Source organism: Streptomyces sp. NPDC026092 (assembly GCF_040638605.1).
GTDB lineage: Bacteria > Actinomycetota > Actinomycetes > Streptomycetales > Streptomycetaceae > Streptomyces.
Genome location: NZ_JBEZYN010000030.1, coordinates 1 through 15,794 on the forward strand (window position 1 = coordinate 1; position 15,794 = coordinate 15,794).

14 protein-coding genes and 1 riboswitch are annotated in these 15,794 nt (G+C 73.0%); of the genes, 6 read left to right on the forward strand and 8 right to left on the reverse strand.

Translation table 11 applies throughout. The annotated features are described in order from the left end of the window. Positions 1–161: 161 nt before the first annotated feature. Genes AB0F56_RS32970 through AB0F56_RS32990 form a run of 5 tightly spaced genes read right to left on the reverse strand, consistent with a single transcriptional unit; the run spans position 162 to position 6,079 of the window. Positions 162–1,007, reverse strand: coding sequence for an ECF transporter S component (locus AB0F56_RS32970; RefSeq protein WP_362016497.1), 846 nt, complete (start codon positions 1,005–1,007; stop codon positions 162–164). Next, entirely contained in the window at positions 1,004–3,046 is a 2,043-nt protein-coding gene (locus tag AB0F56_RS32975) for an ABC transporter ATP-binding protein (protein ID WP_362016499.1), read from the reverse strand. The genes AB0F56_RS32970 and AB0F56_RS32975 overlap by 4 nt, the downstream gene beginning before the upstream one ends. Beyond that, positions 3,046–4,164 (reverse strand): energy-coupling factor transporter transmembrane protein EcfT, encoded by a 1,119-nt coding sequence (locus AB0F56_RS32980; RefSeq protein WP_362016501.1) that lies wholly within the window; start codon positions 4,162–4,164, stop codon positions 3,046–3,048. Before AB0F56_RS32980 ends, AB0F56_RS32975 begins: the two co-directional genes overlap by 1 nt. Then, entirely contained in the window at positions 4,161–4,826 is a 666-nt protein-coding gene (locus AB0F56_RS32985) for an SCO2322 family protein (RefSeq protein ID WP_362016503.1), read from the reverse strand. Before AB0F56_RS32985 ends, AB0F56_RS32980 begins: the two co-directional genes overlap by 4 nt. Further along, positions 4,823–6,079, reverse strand: a complete 1,257-nt coding sequence (locus tag AB0F56_RS32990; RefSeq protein ID WP_362016505.1) for a prenyltransferase/squalene oxidase repeat-containing protein — start codon at positions 6,077–6,079, stop codon at positions 4,823–4,825. Before AB0F56_RS32990 ends, AB0F56_RS32985 begins: the two co-directional genes overlap by 4 nt. Before the next feature lie 97 nt (positions 6,080–6,176). Then, positions 6,177–6,268, reverse strand: a riboswitch (cobalamin riboswitch). A 256-nt stretch (positions 6,269–6,524) separates the two neighbouring features. Here AB0F56_RS32990 and AB0F56_RS32995 point away from each other — a divergent pair. Next, positions 6,525–8,105, forward strand: coding sequence for a serine/threonine-protein kinase (locus tag AB0F56_RS32995; RefSeq protein ID WP_362016507.1), 1,581 nt, complete (start codon positions 6,525–6,527; stop codon positions 8,103–8,105). 21 nt (positions 8,106–8,126) lie between these two features. Here AB0F56_RS32995 and AB0F56_RS33000 read toward each other — a convergent pair whose 3' ends face one another. Beyond that, positions 8,127–9,167 carry an MBL fold metallo-hydrolase gene (locus AB0F56_RS33000; protein WP_362016509.1) on the reverse strand — a complete coding sequence of 347 codons (1,041 nt, stop codon included), beginning with the start codon at positions 9,165–9,167 and terminating at the stop codon, positions 8,127–8,129. Positions 9,168–9,350: 183 nt separating this feature from the next. Beyond that, positions 9,351–10,367, reverse strand: coding sequence for a teichoic acid biosynthesis protein C (locus AB0F56_RS33005; RefSeq protein ID WP_362016511.1), 1,017 nt, complete (start codon positions 10,365–10,367; stop codon positions 9,351–9,353). 179 nt (positions 10,368–10,546) lie between these two features. Here AB0F56_RS33005 and AB0F56_RS33010 point away from each other — a divergent pair, with 179 nt between their 5' ends. The 4 genes from AB0F56_RS33010 to AB0F56_RS33025 all read left to right on the forward strand — a co-directional run bounded on the left by AB0F56_RS33010 (position 10,547) and on the right by AB0F56_RS33025 (position 13,530). After that, entirely contained in the window at positions 10,547–12,016 is a 1,470-nt protein-coding gene (locus AB0F56_RS33010) for an aldehyde dehydrogenase (RefSeq protein ID WP_362016513.1), read from the forward strand. Continuing rightward, positions 12,016–12,249, forward strand: coding sequence for a ferredoxin (locus tag AB0F56_RS33015; RefSeq protein ID WP_362016515.1), 234 nt, complete (start codon positions 12,016–12,018; stop codon positions 12,247–12,249). The genes AB0F56_RS33010 and AB0F56_RS33015 overlap by 1 nt, the downstream gene beginning before the upstream one ends. A 69-nt stretch (positions 12,250–12,318) precedes the next feature. Beyond that, complete coding sequence (locus AB0F56_RS33020; protein ID WP_362016517.1) at positions 12,319–12,882, forward strand: hypothetical protein; 564 nt, start codon at positions 12,319–12,321, stop codon at positions 12,880–12,882. A 108-nt stretch (positions 12,883–12,990) separates the two neighbouring features. Beyond that, a complete protein-coding gene (locus tag AB0F56_RS33025) occupies positions 12,991–13,530 on the forward strand; it encodes a hypothetical protein (protein ID WP_362016519.1) in 540 nt (179 codons plus the stop codon). Positions 13,531–13,562: 32 nt separating this feature from the next. Here AB0F56_RS33025 and AB0F56_RS33030 read toward each other — a convergent pair whose 3' ends face one another. Then, complete coding sequence (locus AB0F56_RS33030) at positions 13,563–14,228, reverse strand: TetR family transcriptional regulator (protein WP_362016521.1); 666 nt, start codon at positions 14,226–14,228, stop codon at positions 13,563–13,565. A 227-nt stretch (positions 14,229–14,455) separates the two neighbouring features. On the opposite strand from AB0F56_RS33030, the gene AB0F56_RS33035 reads away from it, so the two are divergent. Then, a complete protein-coding gene (locus tag AB0F56_RS33035) occupies positions 14,456–15,787 on the forward strand; it encodes a glycosyltransferase family 4 protein (protein ID WP_362016523.1) in 1,332 nt (443 codons plus the stop codon). The last annotated feature ends 7 nt before the right edge of the window (positions 15,788–15,794 follow it).

Consider the following 15,794-nt stretch of genomic DNA (forward strand, 5'->3'; position numbering starts at 1 on the left):
AGCAGGGCCGAACGGGCGACGCAACGACCCCCGGTACGAAGCGGAGTCGGACCCGCGGCGAAGGTCCGGGGGCGGGGGATGGGACGTTTTCGCAGTTCGACGACGGGTGTGTGGGGATTTAGGAGGGTATGCCCCGTCTCCTATGCCGCCTCGTACGTGACCTAGGTCCTGTGGGGCGCCTCACCCCGGAGGGCCTCTTTCGGGCCGTCGAATGTGACCTGGGCCTCGAAGTTGGCGCGTCGCGTGGCCCGCCGGAGCGCCTTCAGGAGCGTTCCGCCGACGGTGAGGGTGAGGACGACGGTGAGGGAGGCCCGGCCGAGGTCCCAGCCGAGGGAGGTGGCGAGGACGTACGCCAGGAAGCGCACCAGGTTCTCGTTCACCGGGTCCCCGGGCTGGAAGGAGACTCCCGTGCCGAGGCCGCCGACGGTGACCCAGCCGTAGAGATTGGTGACGGTGCCGTACGCGAAGGCCGCCACGAAGCCGTACGCAGACAGCATCAGCAGCTCGCTCCGGCCCCGGATCCCGCGCTCCGCCGCGCCCGGCAGCAGGCCCGCGCCCATGGTGAACCAGCCCATGGCCAGCATCTGGACCGGCATCCAGGGGCCCACACCGCCCGTGAGCAGGGCGGACGCGAACATCGTGACGGCCCCGAGGACGAAGCCGAAGCCCGGCCCGAGGACCCGGCCGCTCAGCACCATCAGGAAGAACATCGGTTCCAGGCCGGCCGTGCCCGCCCCGAGCGGCCGCAGCGCCGCGCCGACGGCCGCGAGCACGCCGAGCATCGCGACGGCCTTCGCGTCCATGCCGGAGTCGGCGATCGTCGCGACCACGACCGCGATGAGGAGGGGGAGGAGGGCGGCGAAGAACCAGGGGGCGTCGGCGGCGTGCGTCGTGACGGCGGAGTCACTGTCGGCGAAGAGGGGCCAGCCGACGGCGATCAGCCCGACGGTGGAGACGAGGGCGAGCGCGGCGACGGAACGGACGCCGAGGCGGATGGGCCGGCTCACAGGGCCTCCCTGACCTGCTCGACCGTGAGCCAGGGCTGCGGGGCGAGGATCTTGGCGACCTGCGGGGAGAAGGCGGGGGATGAGACGACCACCTCCGCCGTCGGGCCGTCCGCGACGACCTCGCCGCCGGCCAGGATCACCACGCGGTGCGCCAGCTCGGCGGCCAGTTCGACGTCGTGGGTGGCGAGCACGATCGCGTGCCCGGCGGCGGCGAGCTCGCGCAGGTGGGTGACGAGGCGGGCCTTGGCGGCGTAGTCGAGACCGCGGGTCGGCTCGTCGAGGAGGAGGAGAGGGGGGCGTCCGGTGAGGACGACGGCGAGCGCGAGGGCGAGGCGCTGGCCTTCGGAGAGGTCGCGGGGGTGGGTGTCGTCCGCGACGCCCGGCAGCAGCTCGGACACCAGGGCCCGGCAGGTCCCGGGGGCGGTGCCCGCGTCGGTGTCGGCGGCGGCGCACTCGGCGCCGACGGTGTCCGCGTACAGCAGGTCACGGGGCTCCTGCGGCACGAGACCGACGTGGCGGATCAGCTCGCGGGGGTCGGTGCGGTGCGGGGCCCGGCCGGAGACGAGGGCGGTGCCGGAGGTGGGCTCGACGATGCCGACGAGGGCGTTGAGCAGGGTGGACTTGCCGGCGCCGTTGCGTCCCATGAGCGCGACGGTCTCGCCGGCGTCGACCCGCAACTCCACGCGCCGCAACGCCTCGACCCGCCCCCGACGCACGCCGAGCGCGCGGACGTCGACGAGGGGGGCGGTGGGGGGCGGGGCCGTGCCGGCGGCGCCTCGTGCGCGCCGCCGGAACAGGGAGATTCCCCCACCCCGCCCCTTCCCGAAACCCTGCCGGGGGCTGGGGGACGGTTGATCACCGGGGGGAGCGGCGGCTTCGCGCCGGCCCTGGGGGGTGGTGGACGGGTGGTCGGCGGGGGCTGCCGCCCCCGGCCCGGGCTGCGCGGCAGCTTCGCGCGGCTCCGCCGAGGTGTCCGGGGCCGGCGCCCCTGGCCCGTGGGGGGCGGCGGCTTCGTGCCGCAGGGTGGAGGCGTCTGCCTCCGGGCCCCGCTGGGCGGTGGTTGCAGTGTCGGTCGGTTCGGCCGTCGGTCCGGGGGTGGGGGGCGTATTCGGCCCGTCCGGCGTTTGAGGACCGGGGGGCCGGGGGCGGAGCCCCCGGTTACGGGAAGGGGCGGGGTGGGGGAAAGGCCCCGCAGGGCCGCCGCCCCCTGGTGCCCCCGCCGCCTCGGGCACCCGGCCCTCCAAGCGGGACCGGAGGTCGGAGGCCATTCGGCGGGCGTCGCGGATCGTCAGAGGGAGCGGGCGCCAGCCCGCCAGGCGGCCCAGGGAGACGACCGGAGGGTGGATCGGGGAGATCGCCATGATCTCGGGCGGCGGGCCCATGACCCCGTCCGGCAGCAGCAGGACCTGGTCCGCGTACTGGACCACCCGCTCCAGGCGGTGCTCCGCCATCAGGACCGTCGTGCCGAGGTCGTGGACAAGGCGCTGGAGTACCGCGAGGACGTCCTCCGCCGCCGCCGGGTCGAGCGCCGACGTCGGCTCGTCCAGGACGAGGACCCGCGGGTGCGGGGTCAGCACCGAGCCGATCGCCACCCGCTGCTGCTGCCCGCCGGAGAGCGTCGCGATCGGCCGGTCGCGCAGCTCCGCGAGGCCCAGGAGGTCCAGGGTCTCCTCGACCCGCCGCCGCATCACGGCGGGCGCCAGGCCCAGGGACTCCATCCCGTACGCCAGCTCGTCCTCGACCGTGTCCGTCACGAAGTGCGCGAGCGGGTCCTGGCCGACCGTGCCGACCACGTCCGCGAGCTCACGCGGCTTGTGCGTACGGGTGTCACGCCCCGCGACCGTGACCCGGCCCGTCAGCGTGCCGCCCGTGAAGTGCGGGACCAGGCCCGACACCGCGCCGAGCAGCGTCGACTTGCCGACCCCCGACGGGCCGACGAGCAGGACGAGTTCGCCCTCCGGGATCGTCAGGTCGAGGCCCTGGAGCGTGGGCGCGGCCCCGTCCCCGTACCGCACCGAGACGTTCTCGAACCGGATCACTACGACTCCCTCGATACGGATGCGGATGCGGATGCGGAGACAGGCACCGGGGCCACCCACGCCGGAACCAACCCCACCAGCAGCGACACCGCCGGCCACACCGGCAGCTCCGGCGCCTCCAGCGGTACGACCCCCGGATGCAGCGCGTCGTACGCGTACACGTTCGCCCAGATCATCAGCGCCGCCACCGCCACGCCCGAACCGGCCACCAGCCACGCTCGCGCTCCCCACCGGTCCGGCCGGTACCGGGTCCGTACCGCACGCAGGCCACCGAGCCGGAGCCCCGCCATCGCCGCGACAAGCCCGGCGACGACCAGCGGCAGCCCGTACCCCGCGCCCTCCGCCGCCAGCAGCCCGTACGAACCCGCGCACACCCCGAGCAGCCCGCCCAGCGTCAGCAGGTTCGTCGTCCGCCGTACGGCCGGCGGCACCTGCGCCGTACGCCCGTACCCCCGCGCGTCCATCGACGCCGCCACCGCGATCGAGCGCTCCAGCGCGCCCTCCAGAACCGGAAGCCCGATCTGCAGCACCGCCCGCACCCCGCCCGTCGGCCGCCCGCGCAGCCGCCGGGCGGTCCGCAACCGCACCACATCGGCCACCATGTTCGGCGCGAACGTCATCGCCACGACGACCGCGACTCCCGCCTCGTACAGCGCGCCCGGCAGCGACTTGAGCAGCCGCGCCGGGTTCGCGAGCGCGTTCGCCGCGCCCACACAGATCAGCAGGGTCGCCAGCTTGGCCCCGTCGTAGACGGCGAAGACGACCTGCTCCGCCGTCACCCGGCCGCCGATCCGCACGCCCTGCGCCCACTCCGGCATCGGCACCTCGGGCAGCGTGAACAGCTCCACCGTCCCCGGGATCGCCGAACCGAGCACCACCGAGAACACCACCCGCAGGGCCACCACGAACAGGCCCAGCTTCACGAACGCCCCGTACGAACGCGCCCACGGGGCGTCCGTACGGCGGGCCGCGACGACATAGCCCGCGACCGCGACGATCAGGCCGAGGAGCAGCGGGTTGGTGGTACGGGACGCGGCGACGGCCAGACCGAGCGCCCAGATCCACCAGGCGCCCGCGTGCAGCGCGTTGGAACGGCTCGCCTCGGGGGCACGGATCATGCGCGGCGGCGTGCCTTCCAGAGCGCGGCCCCGCCGAGGACGAGTACGGCGGCTCCGCCCACCAGGATCCCGACGGACGGCCCACCGCCGTCGCCCCCGCCAGCCTGGGGAGAGGCCGACGTCGCCGTGGCGTTGCCGCTGGGCTTCTTCTCCTCCGCCACCTGCTCGCCGCAGCCCTTCGCCGGGTACCCGGCGATCCCGCACAGCAGCGCCGCGCTGTCGTACCGCAGCGGCTTCGCCACGGCGGCCAGCGCCTCCGCGCTGGTCGCGTCGGTACGGACCTGGGCGCAGCCGGTCTTCACCGGCGGCTGCGGCGGGGTCTCGCCCTGCGGGGCGTCCTGCACGGTGCCGAAGTCGATCACGACGGCGACCCGCTTGGTGCCGGCCTTCTCGCCCGTACTGCCGCAGATCCCCGCGAAGTCGGGGCCGGTCGTGGGCTTGGCAGCGTCGTTGGCGTCCTCGCTGACCGCGAAGCGGAAGCCGATCGCGTCGCCGTCGGAGGGCCGGGCGGTCGCCGGGCCCTGGGTTGCGTACGACCACGTCGTCGCGCCGTCGCTCTCCCAGTACGACCAGTAGCGATAGCCGGCCGCCTCGGCGGGCGCGGCGGTGGCGGCCAGGGTCAGGACGACACCGGCCGCCGCTCCGAGCAGCCGTGCCCTCACTTCTTGCGCCCGCTCAGCAGGAAGCCGATCCCGATGCCGACGACCGCGCCGATGCCGATGATCCACCACAGGTTGAACGAGTCGGAGTCGCTCTCCTGGCTCGCCTCGGCCTTGGGGGACGGCGTGGCCTTCGGCGCGGGGCCGGTGGCGGTCAGCTCCTTGATCAGGTCGGTCGAACCGAACGCGGTCGGGTCGACGTGCATCGCCTTCGCGGCCAGGATCAGCTGCGCGTACGCGGCCGGGCCGTTCTCCTTCGCCCAGGGCGCGGAGTTCGCCTTGAGCCAGGTCAGCGCGCCGGTCGCCTCCTTCGTCGCACCGGCGGCGGCGAGCGCGACGACGGCGTCGGCGGTGTTGCCGTAGTCGGGCTGCTCGGTCGGGTCGGTGGCGCCGGGCATCGGCGGGGTGTTCAGGTGGCCGGTCTTCGCGAGCGCGGCGGCCAGGTAGGAGGCGCCGTTGAGCGCGGCCCGGTCGATCGTGGGCTTCGTCTCGGCCGTGCAGGCCGGCGTCTGCTGGGGCTCGACACCGAGCGCCGTGATGCCCTTGCCGAGCCCCGCGAGGGTGGCGGCGGCGGTCGCGTCGGCGTTCGCGAGCAGCTTGCCGTCCTTGTCGGGCTGGTACGCGAAGGCGCCCGCGCCGTCCTTGGTGGAGCAGGGCAGGGCGAGGGTGAGCAGCGCGTCGTACGGGGTCTTGCCGTCGGCCGACTTCACCTCGCCGGGCTTCTGGCCGAGCGCGGTGAGGGCGCTGACGACGATCGAGGTGGAGTTGGCGTCGCTGGGGCTGCCGGGGTTGTAGCCCCAGCCGCCGTCCTTGTTCTGCACGCTCTTCAGCCAGCTCGCGCCGGCCTCGGCGGACTTGCCGAGCGGCTCGGGGTCGGTGCTCTTGGCCCTGACGCCGGTGAACGCCTGGACGGCGACGGCGGTCGCGTTGGTGTCCAGCATGGTGGTCGCGTCACAGGGCTTCGCCGGGTCCGCGCGGAAGGAAGAGTAGGCGCCGTTGGCGCACTGCTGCTTCGTCAGCCAGGCCACGGCCTCGTCGGCGGGCTGGACGCCGTTGGTCGTCTGGGCGATGAACGCGAGGGACTGGCGCCACACGCCGTCGTACGTCGGATCCTTCGTGCCGTAGAGACCGGCCGGGACGGCGGGCGGCGCGGGGGTCGCGGAGGGCGACGGCGCGGCGGTGGCGACGGGGGCCAGACCGGTGCAGAGCACCGCTGCGGCTGCGAAGGCGGCGGCGCCGCGGCGAACGGTGGTCATGCGTGTGGTGGCCTCTCCTGCGGCCGGGCACCGGCACGCTGAGGCACCAGGCTCGGCTCCGTATTCCTCGACGGTGCCGGCGGTCACGTCCCGGGCGGGGCATTCCGACTTCCGTCCTCAGGGCGCCTTGGCGCGCTGCGAGGGACGGTCACGGCTGCGGGTCAGCGCCGGATTTGCACCGGCTTCCCCCCGTACGGGTGTGATGACGACTCGCACACTCTACCGGCCCGTACCCGGCCGGGCCGGGTGGGGAGGAAGGGCCTGCCCCGGCTCTCCACCGGCCCCTGCGCGGGTGGGGAGGAAGGGGCTGCCCCGGCTCTCCCGGGGCCCGTGCCGGGTGGGTACGAGGGGGGCTGCCCGGCTTCGCGGACTCGCCGCCGGGGCGGGGGCCCGCTGTGCCATGCTGGCCGCTGTTCGCGAGGACGGCGTCTCACGGGGGTGTGAAATGCGGCCGTTGACCGAGACCGATCCGCGTCGGGTGGGCGCGTACCGGTTGCTCTACCGCCTGGGGGAGGGCGGCATGGGCTGCGTCTATCTCGGCCGTTCGCCGGGTGGGCGGACGGTCGCGCTGAAGGTGGTGCACGGCACGCTGGCCGGTGACCCCGGATTCCGGCGACGGTTCGCCCGCGAGGTCAAGGCTGCCCAGTCCTTACGGGGCGCGGGCACCGTACCCGTACTGGACGCGGATCCCGAGGCGGCGGTGCCCTGGCTGGCCACGGCGTACGTTCCCGGGCCCGCGCTCTCCGAGGCCGTGATCGCCCATGGGCCGCTGCCCCAGGAGGCCCTGTGGCGGCTGCTGTCCGGGCTCGCGCACGCGCTCGACGGGGTGCACGGGGCGGGCCTGGTGCACCGGGACGTCAAGCCGTCCAACGTGCTGCTCGCGCAGTCGGGACCGCTCCTCATCGACTTCGGCATCGCGCGCTCGGCGGACGAGACGGCGCTGACCGGGACCGGTCTTGTGGTCGGTTCGCCCGGCTACATGTCGCCCGAGCAGGCGGAGGGCAAGGAGATCTCCTCGGCCGCGGACGTCTTCTCGCTCGGCGCGGTCCTGGCCTTCGCGGCCACCGGGCGCGGGCCGTTCGGCGGCGGCTCGGTGGCCGAGCTGCTCTACCGGCTCGTCCACCACGAGCCGGACCTCGACGGGGTCGGCGGCCGCTTCGGTGAGCTGGCGCGGCACTGCCTGGCCAAGCGGCCGGGGGACCGCCCGACCGTCGCCGAACTGGCCGCCGTCGCCGACGAGCGGGGCGCGACCACCGGCTCCTGGCTGCCGGGGCCGGTGATCGCCGCGATCGCGCAGAAGGCGGAGGAGCTGCTCAACGCGGAGGCGGAGGAGGACTCCTGGGAGGTGGGCGAGCCCGCTGCCACGGCGTCGTCGGAGCGCGTCACCACCGCCCTGGATTCGCACGCCCCGAAGCCCACGGCGGTCCTCCCGAACCAGGACCCGAACCTGACCCCGACCCCCTACCCAGCCCGGGTGTCGCCCGGACCCCGGCCCAAGGCGGCCGTGCCGCGTGCCCGGGCCGAGTCCAGGGCCCCGTCCGCCCGCGAGAGGGCGGTGAACACCCTGAAGCTCGGGCTCGGCAGACCGCTGTACGCGCTGTTCTTCCTGCTCCCGATGGTGGTCTTCCTCATTGGCGGCGTCGACCTCATGGACCGGGCGATGCGGTACCCCTCCGAATCGGACCAGGAACAGGGCCCCTTCCAGTGGGCGGCGGACGCGTGGTGGCGCGTGCCCGGCACCCTGGCCCTGTTCGCCGCCATGGTGGGGCTCCACCTCTACCGGCGGCGCCTGCTGACGGTCCCGCCCGGCAGGGTCCGGCTGTGGACGGTGGGCGTGGGGCTGTTCTGGATCGCGCTGATCGCGATGACCGTCATGCACGTCCTGTGGGTCATGTTCGTGGAGAACGCCGCGGCTTACGGCGGCGAGCACTGGCTGCTGTGGGTGGCCCTTCCCATGATGATCCTCGGCGGCGGTACGGCTCCGCTGATCCTGGGGGCGTCGGTGATCAGGATCGCCAAAGCCTGAGCGTGAGGTCTACGCCGGGCCTCACACCGCCACGTACGTCACCGGCTCCGTACCCGCCACCGCCTCCGCGCGGCCCAGCTTCACGAGCCGGCGCACATGCGCCTCGGCCTCGCTGACCGCGATGTGCCGGGAGCCGTACGGGATCTGGTCCCAGGGGCGGTTCCACTCCATGCGCTCGGCGAGCTGCCAGGGGGTGAGCGGCGTCGCGAGGAGGTCCAGGAGCCGGGTGAGCCGCTCCTCGTGGTGGTCGAGCAACTCCCGTACCCGCCCTGCCGCGTCGGCGAAGGCGTACTGGTGGGCGGGGAGCACCTCCGCGACGCCGAGCCGGCCGATCCGCTCCAGGGAGTCGAGGTAGTCGCCGAGGGGGTCGGTCACCGTGGAGTCGTCCGGGTCCTCGTAGAGGCCGATGTGCGGAGAGATCCCGGGCAGCAGGTGGTCGCCGGAGAAGAGCCGGCCGTGCCCGGGGAGTCGGGAGGGGTGTTCCTCCTCCAGGTGCAGGCAGACGTGGCCGGGGGTGTGGCCGGGGGTCCAGATCGCGCGCAGCCGGCGGCCGGCGAGGTCGAGGAGTTCGCCGGGGACGATCTCGCGGTCGGGCAGGGCGGAGCGGAGCCCGGGCAGGGTGCTCGCGCGGCGGCCGGAGGCCCGGGCGGCGAGGAGCGGCGCGGTGTGCTCCTCGGGCGCGCCGACGGCGGTCAGCTTGCGGGCGAGGTAGTCGAGCCACGTACCCGGCTCGGACTCGCGGGTGCGGCGGACGACGGCGGTGTCGGCGGCGTGCATCGCGATCCACGCCCCGGACGCCTCGCGGACCTGCCCCGAGAGGCCGTGGTGGTCGGGGTGGTGGTGGGTGATGACGACCCCGTGCACGTCCCGTACGGAGGTCCCCAACGCGACCAGCCCGTCGGCCAGTTCGGTCCAGGACGCGGGATCGTCCCAGCCGGTGTCGATGAGCACGGGCCCCCGGTCGGTGTCGAGGACGTGGACGAGGGTGTGCCCGAGGGGGTTGTCCGGGATGGGAACCCGGATCGACCAGACGCCTCCGCCGTGCTCGGTCACCTGGCTCATGGGCCCTCATCTCTCCGCGACGGCAAGACGCCTGCTCGAACACGGCCCACTATAACGAGAACTGACGATCCGTCAGAGTGGCCTGCGTCGCCTTGTCCTCGCCCGTCCCCCTGAGGCCGCGATCCGTCCGTCGTGGTCGGTGTCCCCCCGGCGGCCGATGACGGGCCGCCGGGCGGACATGGCTCAGACCAGCACGTTCTTGTAGAAGATGCTGGAGCGTCGGTCGCCCTCCACCCCGGTGGCGAAGCCGATGAAGAGACGGGCCTCGCCGGCGTCCGTACGGTAGATCGCCAGGCCCTCGGGCTCGCGGTGGTGGAGGGTGGCGCCGGCCTTGGTGAGGACGGGGCCCTGCTCCACGGTGCCCGTGTTGATGTCGATGCTCGTGACATAGGAGTTGCCGTCGCCGGTCGGGGTGCCGTCGCCGGGGTAGGCGTCACCCGTCAGGAAGTACATGTACGAGCCGTAGAGGGTGTAGCCCTGCGGAGTACCGGAGATCGTCGGCTGCTTGAAGTCGACCAGCGGCGTGCCGAAACTGCGCGTCTCGAAGGCGGAGAGGGGGTACACGGCGATGCGCTTGCCGCCGCTGGTGTGGTAGCGCACGATCACGCGCCGGTAGACCGGATCGACGGAGCAGGTGTATTCGGTGGCCCCGGCGATCGGCCGGTAGGCGGCCGAGCCGGCCGGCGAGCTCAGGGTGGTGGCGGGGGTGTACCGGATGGGGGCGAGCGCGGTGCCGTACCCGTTGCCGTTCGCGGCGCACTCGATCCACAGCTCGGTGCCGGAGCCGTCCGGCAGTGCGGCGAAGGCGACACCGTGGCCGAAGCCGTTGAGGTGCATGTACGAGAGGTAGTTCCCGTCGAAGTCCATCTTGTTGATGCACAGGTCGCCGGCGGACTCGGGGCTTCCGCTCCGCTTGGTCGCCACGAACAGGAACTTGTTCACCCAGTCGAAGGCGAAGCTCTGCTGGACCCGCGCACCGTGCGTGTTCGCGGATCGGAACAGGTCGTGCGACGGCTGCGTGAGGTCGAACCGCTTGGTGACGGCCACGTCGGCCGATGCGGTCTGCGCGCCGACGCCGAGCCCGAGCGCGGCGAGCGAGGCGCCGACGCCGGTGCGTATGAGGCCGCGGCGGGAGAGGGGGGGAGCCGGGGGTTCGGTCCATGGGGGGACTCCAGGCTTGGGTAGGGGGGAAATGGACACGTGATGTCAGCCGTCGCGGAGGTGGGGTGATGTGAGGGGTTCGGGTGGGCAGTTGGCCGTCCAAAGAGGCTGGTGGGGGCCCATTCCGTCCGGAGCATTGCTCCCTATAACTAGAACTGGTATCAGTTCTGATACACAGTCAGAAGCATCGCGGGTTCCGTTCCGGGAGGCAGTCGGTCATGACCGAGCTTGTGGAGCACGGAAAGCTGTACATCGGCGGGGAGTTGACCGAGCCGGCGGGCGGGGACGTCATCGAGGTGATCTCGCCGCACAGCGAGGAGGTCATCGGTCGCGTGCCGCACGCCTCGCGGGCCGACGTGGACCGGGCCGTCGCCGTCGCCCGGGAGGCGTTCGACAACGGGCCCTGGCCGCGGACGACCCTCGAGGAGCGCATCGCGGTCGTCGGGCGGATCAAGGACGCCATCGCCGTGCGCCACGAGGAGATCGCCCGGTCGATCAGCTCCCAGAACGGCTCCCCGTACTCCTGGAGCGTCCTCGCCCAGGCCCTCGGCGCCATGATGGTCTGGGACGCGGCGATCACCATCGCCCGTGAGTTCCCGTACGAGAGCCGGCGCGCCGGCGTCCTCGGACCGATCATGGTGCGCCGGGAGCCCGTCGGCGTCGTCGCGGCCGTCGTGCCCTGGAACGTCCCGCAGTTCACCGCCGCCGCCAAGCTCGGGCCCGCCCTGCTCGCCGGCTGCACCGTGATCCTCAAGCCGTCGCCCGAGTCCCCCCTCGACTCGTACATCCTCGCCGAGATCGCGACCGAGGCCGGCCTCCCGGAGGGCGTCCTGTCCATCCTGCCCGCCGACCGCGAGGTCAGCGAGTACCTGGTCGGCCACCCGGGCGTCGACAAGGTCTCGTTCACCGGCTCGGTCGCCGCCGGCAAGCGCGTGATGGAGGTCGCCTCCCGCAACCTCACCCGCGTCACCCTCGAACTCGGCGGCAAGTCCGCCGCCGTCATCCTCCCCGACGCCGACCTCGCCGCCACCGTCGCCGGGATCGTCCCCGCCGCCTGGATGAACAACGGCCAGGCCTGCGTCGCCCAGACCCGCATCCTCGCCCCGCGCAGCCGGTACGACGAGATCGCCGAGGCCTTCGCCGCCGCCGCGGGCGCCCTGGTGGTCGGCGACCCGCTCGACCCCGCCACCCAGGTCGGCCCGCTCGTCGCCCAGCGGCAGCGGCAGCGCTCCCTCGACTACATCAAGATCGGGCAGGACGAGGGCGCCAAGGTGCTGACCGGCGGAGGGCGGCCCGCCGGGCTCGACCGCGGCTGGTACGTCGAGCCGACCCTCTTCGGCGGCGTCGACAACTCCATGCGCATCGCCCGCGAGGAGATCTTCGGGCCCGTCATCTGCCTCCTCCCGTACGGGGACGAGAGCGAGGCCCTCGCGATCGCCAACGACTCCGACTTCGGCCTCAGCGGCAGCGTCTGGACCGGAGACGTGGAGCACGGCATCGACTTCTCCCGGAAGGTCCGCACGGGCACCTTCAACATCAACACCTTCAGCCTCGACATGCTCGGCCCCTTCGGCGGCTACAAGAACTCCGGCCTGGGCCGGGAGTTCGGGCCCGAGGGCTTCGGCGAGTACCTGGAGTACAAGATGGTCCACCTGCCGGCCGGGTACGAGGGGCCCGGTGGTGCGTGATGGGCGACCGCTGGATCGTGGAGGTCGACCGGAGCGTGTGCATCGGCTCCGGCATGTGCGTCAACCACGCCCCGGACGGCTTCCGGCTCGACACGGCCCGCCAGTCCCACCCGCGCGACCCGGAGTCCGACGCGAACGAGCGCGTCCTCGCGGCGGCCGAGGGCTGCCCGGTCGAGGCCATCCTGATCACCCTGCTCGACAGCGGGGAGCCGGTCTTCCCGCCTGAGGAGTGACCGGCCCGGTCGACGGGCCCGAGCCGTGTGTGACACTCCTGCGGCATACGTACGACAGGGGTGGGGGACATGGTGAGGATGCGGTGGGCTGCCGTGGCGATGGCCGCGGCAGCACTTCTGACCGGGTGCGGCGAGTCCGAGAGGCAGGCCGATGCCGGCACGCCCTTCGGGCGGACCGCGGCCCAGGCCGACATCGACGGGGCCACGGCCGCCGTCGGGCTGCCGGCCTCCGGACGGCCCGAGGCGGTGGCGTCCGCAACGCCCTCCGCCACGCCGTCCACCGAGAAGGAGCGCGAGAAGGAGAGGCTCAAGGCGCGGGCCACGGCCTGTTCGGCGCACTGGATGAGCACGGACCCGGAGCTGCGCGAAAGTGGAGATCCCCGGGGGAAGTTCGACGCCGCCACCGCCGAACTGGTGAAGAGGGGGTGGAGGGTGACGACGGACCGCCGCGAGGAGAAGGTCGACGCGAAGGGCAGCACCGTCAGTGTCACCCTCAAGAAGAGCGGCTGGACGCTGATGGGCCGGCATCACGACCTGGGATCCGTCGACATGGTGTCCTTCCAGGCCTCCGAGGACGCCTGCATGAACGGGTTCAGCCAGAAGGACTGGGAACTCCTCGTGAACCAGGACTGACCGTGGGGTGCACGGCCGGGCGCGGCGCCCCGGACCCTTCCCACGTGCAAAAATCTTCCCTTGATCACGGGGGCAACAGGCCCGTGTGCACTCAGGATCGGGAGAGTTGTGCGCAAGGCGAAGATGGTGGCCGTGGCCGCCGGTGTGGTGCTGCTGGTCGCGGGTTGCGGCAGCGAGGGCGGCTCGGGCAAGAACAAGGGCGGCGGCTCCACTGCCTCCTCCTCGGGCTCCACGACCGGCGGCGCGGAGGCGGGCGGCGGCGACAGCCCCACCGCGGCCGCGGTCGAGAAGGAGATCGAGGCCGCGGCCACGGCGGCGGGCTTCGTCCGGGACTCCTCGGGCGAGGACATCCCGGCGGGGCTCAAGGAGTGCATGGTGTCGTGGACGCCCGACGCCCAGAAGGCGGCGGACCCGAAGAAGTCCTACGAGGCCACGGTGACCACGCTGACCGGCGGCGGCTGGACGCAGGGCCAGAAGACCGAGCAGGCCGGCTCCACCGTCCAGACGCTGAACAAGGGCGGCTGGTCGCTCAAGGCCAGCAACCACGGCGCCGCGGGCCTCGCCATGGTGATGTTCATCGGCACGGACAACTCCACCAAGTGCGAGGCGCTGTTCAAGGCCGACCTGGAGAAGAACAAGAAGCAGTAACGGTCCGCCGTCCGCCTCGTCCCGTGGCCCCTCTACGGGGCCACGGGGCCGGTCGCGGACCCGGTCGCGGACCCGGAACCGGACGCGGAACCGGACCCCTCCGGCATCGTCAGGTCGATCAAGCGGCACACCGTCTCGATGTCGATCTTGACCTGGGCGATCGACGCCCGCCCCGACAGCCAGGTGATCAGCGCCGAGTGCCAGGTGTGCTCGATCACCCGTACCGCCGACAGCTGCTGCGGCGTCGGGTGCTCGAGCCCCATCGAGTCCAGGATGATCGCCGTCGTCAACCGCGAGACGGTGTCCACCTCCGGGCTCACGCTCCGGTCCGCGAACGTCAGCGCCCGCACCATCGCGTCCGCGAGCTGCGGCTCGCGCTGGAGCGCCCGGAACGCCCGCATCAGCGTCTCCGCGACCCGCTCGGCCGAGGTCTCACCGGCCGGCGGACGCTTCCGCAGCGTGGTGTGCATGTGCTGGAGCTGGTCCTGCATCGTCGCGACCAGCAGATGGATCTTGGAGGGGAAGTAGCGGTACAGCGTGCCCAGGGCCACCCCGGCCGCCTCCGCGACCTCCCGCATCTGTACGGCGTCGAATCCGCCCCGCCCGGCGAGCTGCGCGCTCGCGTGCAGGATGCGACGGCGGCGCGCCTCCTGGCGCTCCGTCAGGGGCGGCGATGCGGGTCTGTCTTCCGCGGTCATGAAGTCCCGTTCCGTGCGGTGGGCGAGCGGCGGTACGGCCGGAGTATGGCGGGGCTTCCGCCGTGGCGCGAATCACCTGGTGCGGCTCTCGCGACGCGGCTACCTGCCGGTAGATTCTGTGCTCCTTGAACGATCAAGAATGATCACGTCTGACAAGTCTGAAACTTGTTCTAGATTAGCGCGAGCGGTTACGCTCCCGCGAAACGCAAGCTCGAAGGGGGCCGCGAGTGACCGCTGAGGCCATAGAGGCAAGCCCCCGCCAGGGCGTCCCGGACCACGGTGACTCCCCGTTGCGGATCGCTCTCCTCACGTACAAGGGCAATCCCTTCTGTGGTGGTCAGGGCGTCTATGTCCGCCACCTCTCCCGCGAACTCGCCCGCCTCGGCCACCACGTCGAGGTCATCGGCTCCCAGCCGTACCCCACCCTCGACGAGGGCGTCCCGCTCACCGAGATCGCCAGCCTCGACCTCTACCGCTCGCCGGACCCGTTCCGTACGCCGAAGCGCGACGAGTACCGCGACTGGATCGACGCCCTCGAGGTCGCCACCATGTGGACCGGCGGATTCCCCGAGCCGCTCACCTTCTCCCTGCGGGCCCGGCGCATGCTCGCCGCCCGCCGCGGCGACTTCGACGTCGTCCACGACAACCAGACGCTCGGCTACGGACTCCTCGGCGGCCCCCGGGTGCTCGGCGCCCCGCTCGTCACCACGATCCACCACCCCATCACCGTCGACCGGCAGCTCGACCTCGACGCCGCCGACGACTGGAAGCGGCGCCTCTCCGTCCGCCGCTGGTACGGCTTCACCCGGATGCAGAAGCGCGTCGCCCGGCGCCTGCCCTCGGTCCTCACCGTCTCCGGCTCCTCCGAGCAGGAGATCGTCTCCCACCTCGGCGTACGCCAGGACCGCGTCCGGGTCGTCCACATCGGCGCCGACACCGACCTCTGGTCGCCCGACCCCTCCGTCGCCGAGGTCCCCGGCCGCATCGTCACCACCTCCAGCGCCGACGTCCCGCTCAAGGGCCTCGTCCACCTCGTCGAGGCCCTCGCGAAGCTCCGCACCGAGAACCCGGCCGCGCACCTCGTCGTCGTCGGCAAGCGCGCCGAGGACGGGCCGGTCGCCCAGGCCATCGAGCGGTACGGGCTCGAAGGCGCCGTCGAGTTCGTCAAGGGGATCTCCGACCGCGAGCTCGTCGACCTCGTCCGGTCCGCCCAGGTCTCCTGCGTACCGTCCCTGTACGAGGGGTTCTCGCTGCCGGCCGCCGAGGCCATGGCCACCGGGACCCCGCTCGTCGCCACCACCGGCGGCGCGATCCCCGAGGTCACCGGAGCCGACGGCGAGACCTGCCTGGCCGTCCGCCCCGGCGACGCGGGCGCCCTCGCGACCGCCCTCGGCCGGCTCCTCGCCGACCCGGAACTCCGCGCGCGCCTCGGGGCGGCGGGGCGCGAGCGTGTCCTCGACCGCTTCACCTGGGCCAAGGCCGCCCAGGGCACGGCGGACCTCTACCGCGAGGCGATCGCCTCCCAGGGGCGTCCCGTACGCCAAGGAGCCCGCCGGTGACCGTGCC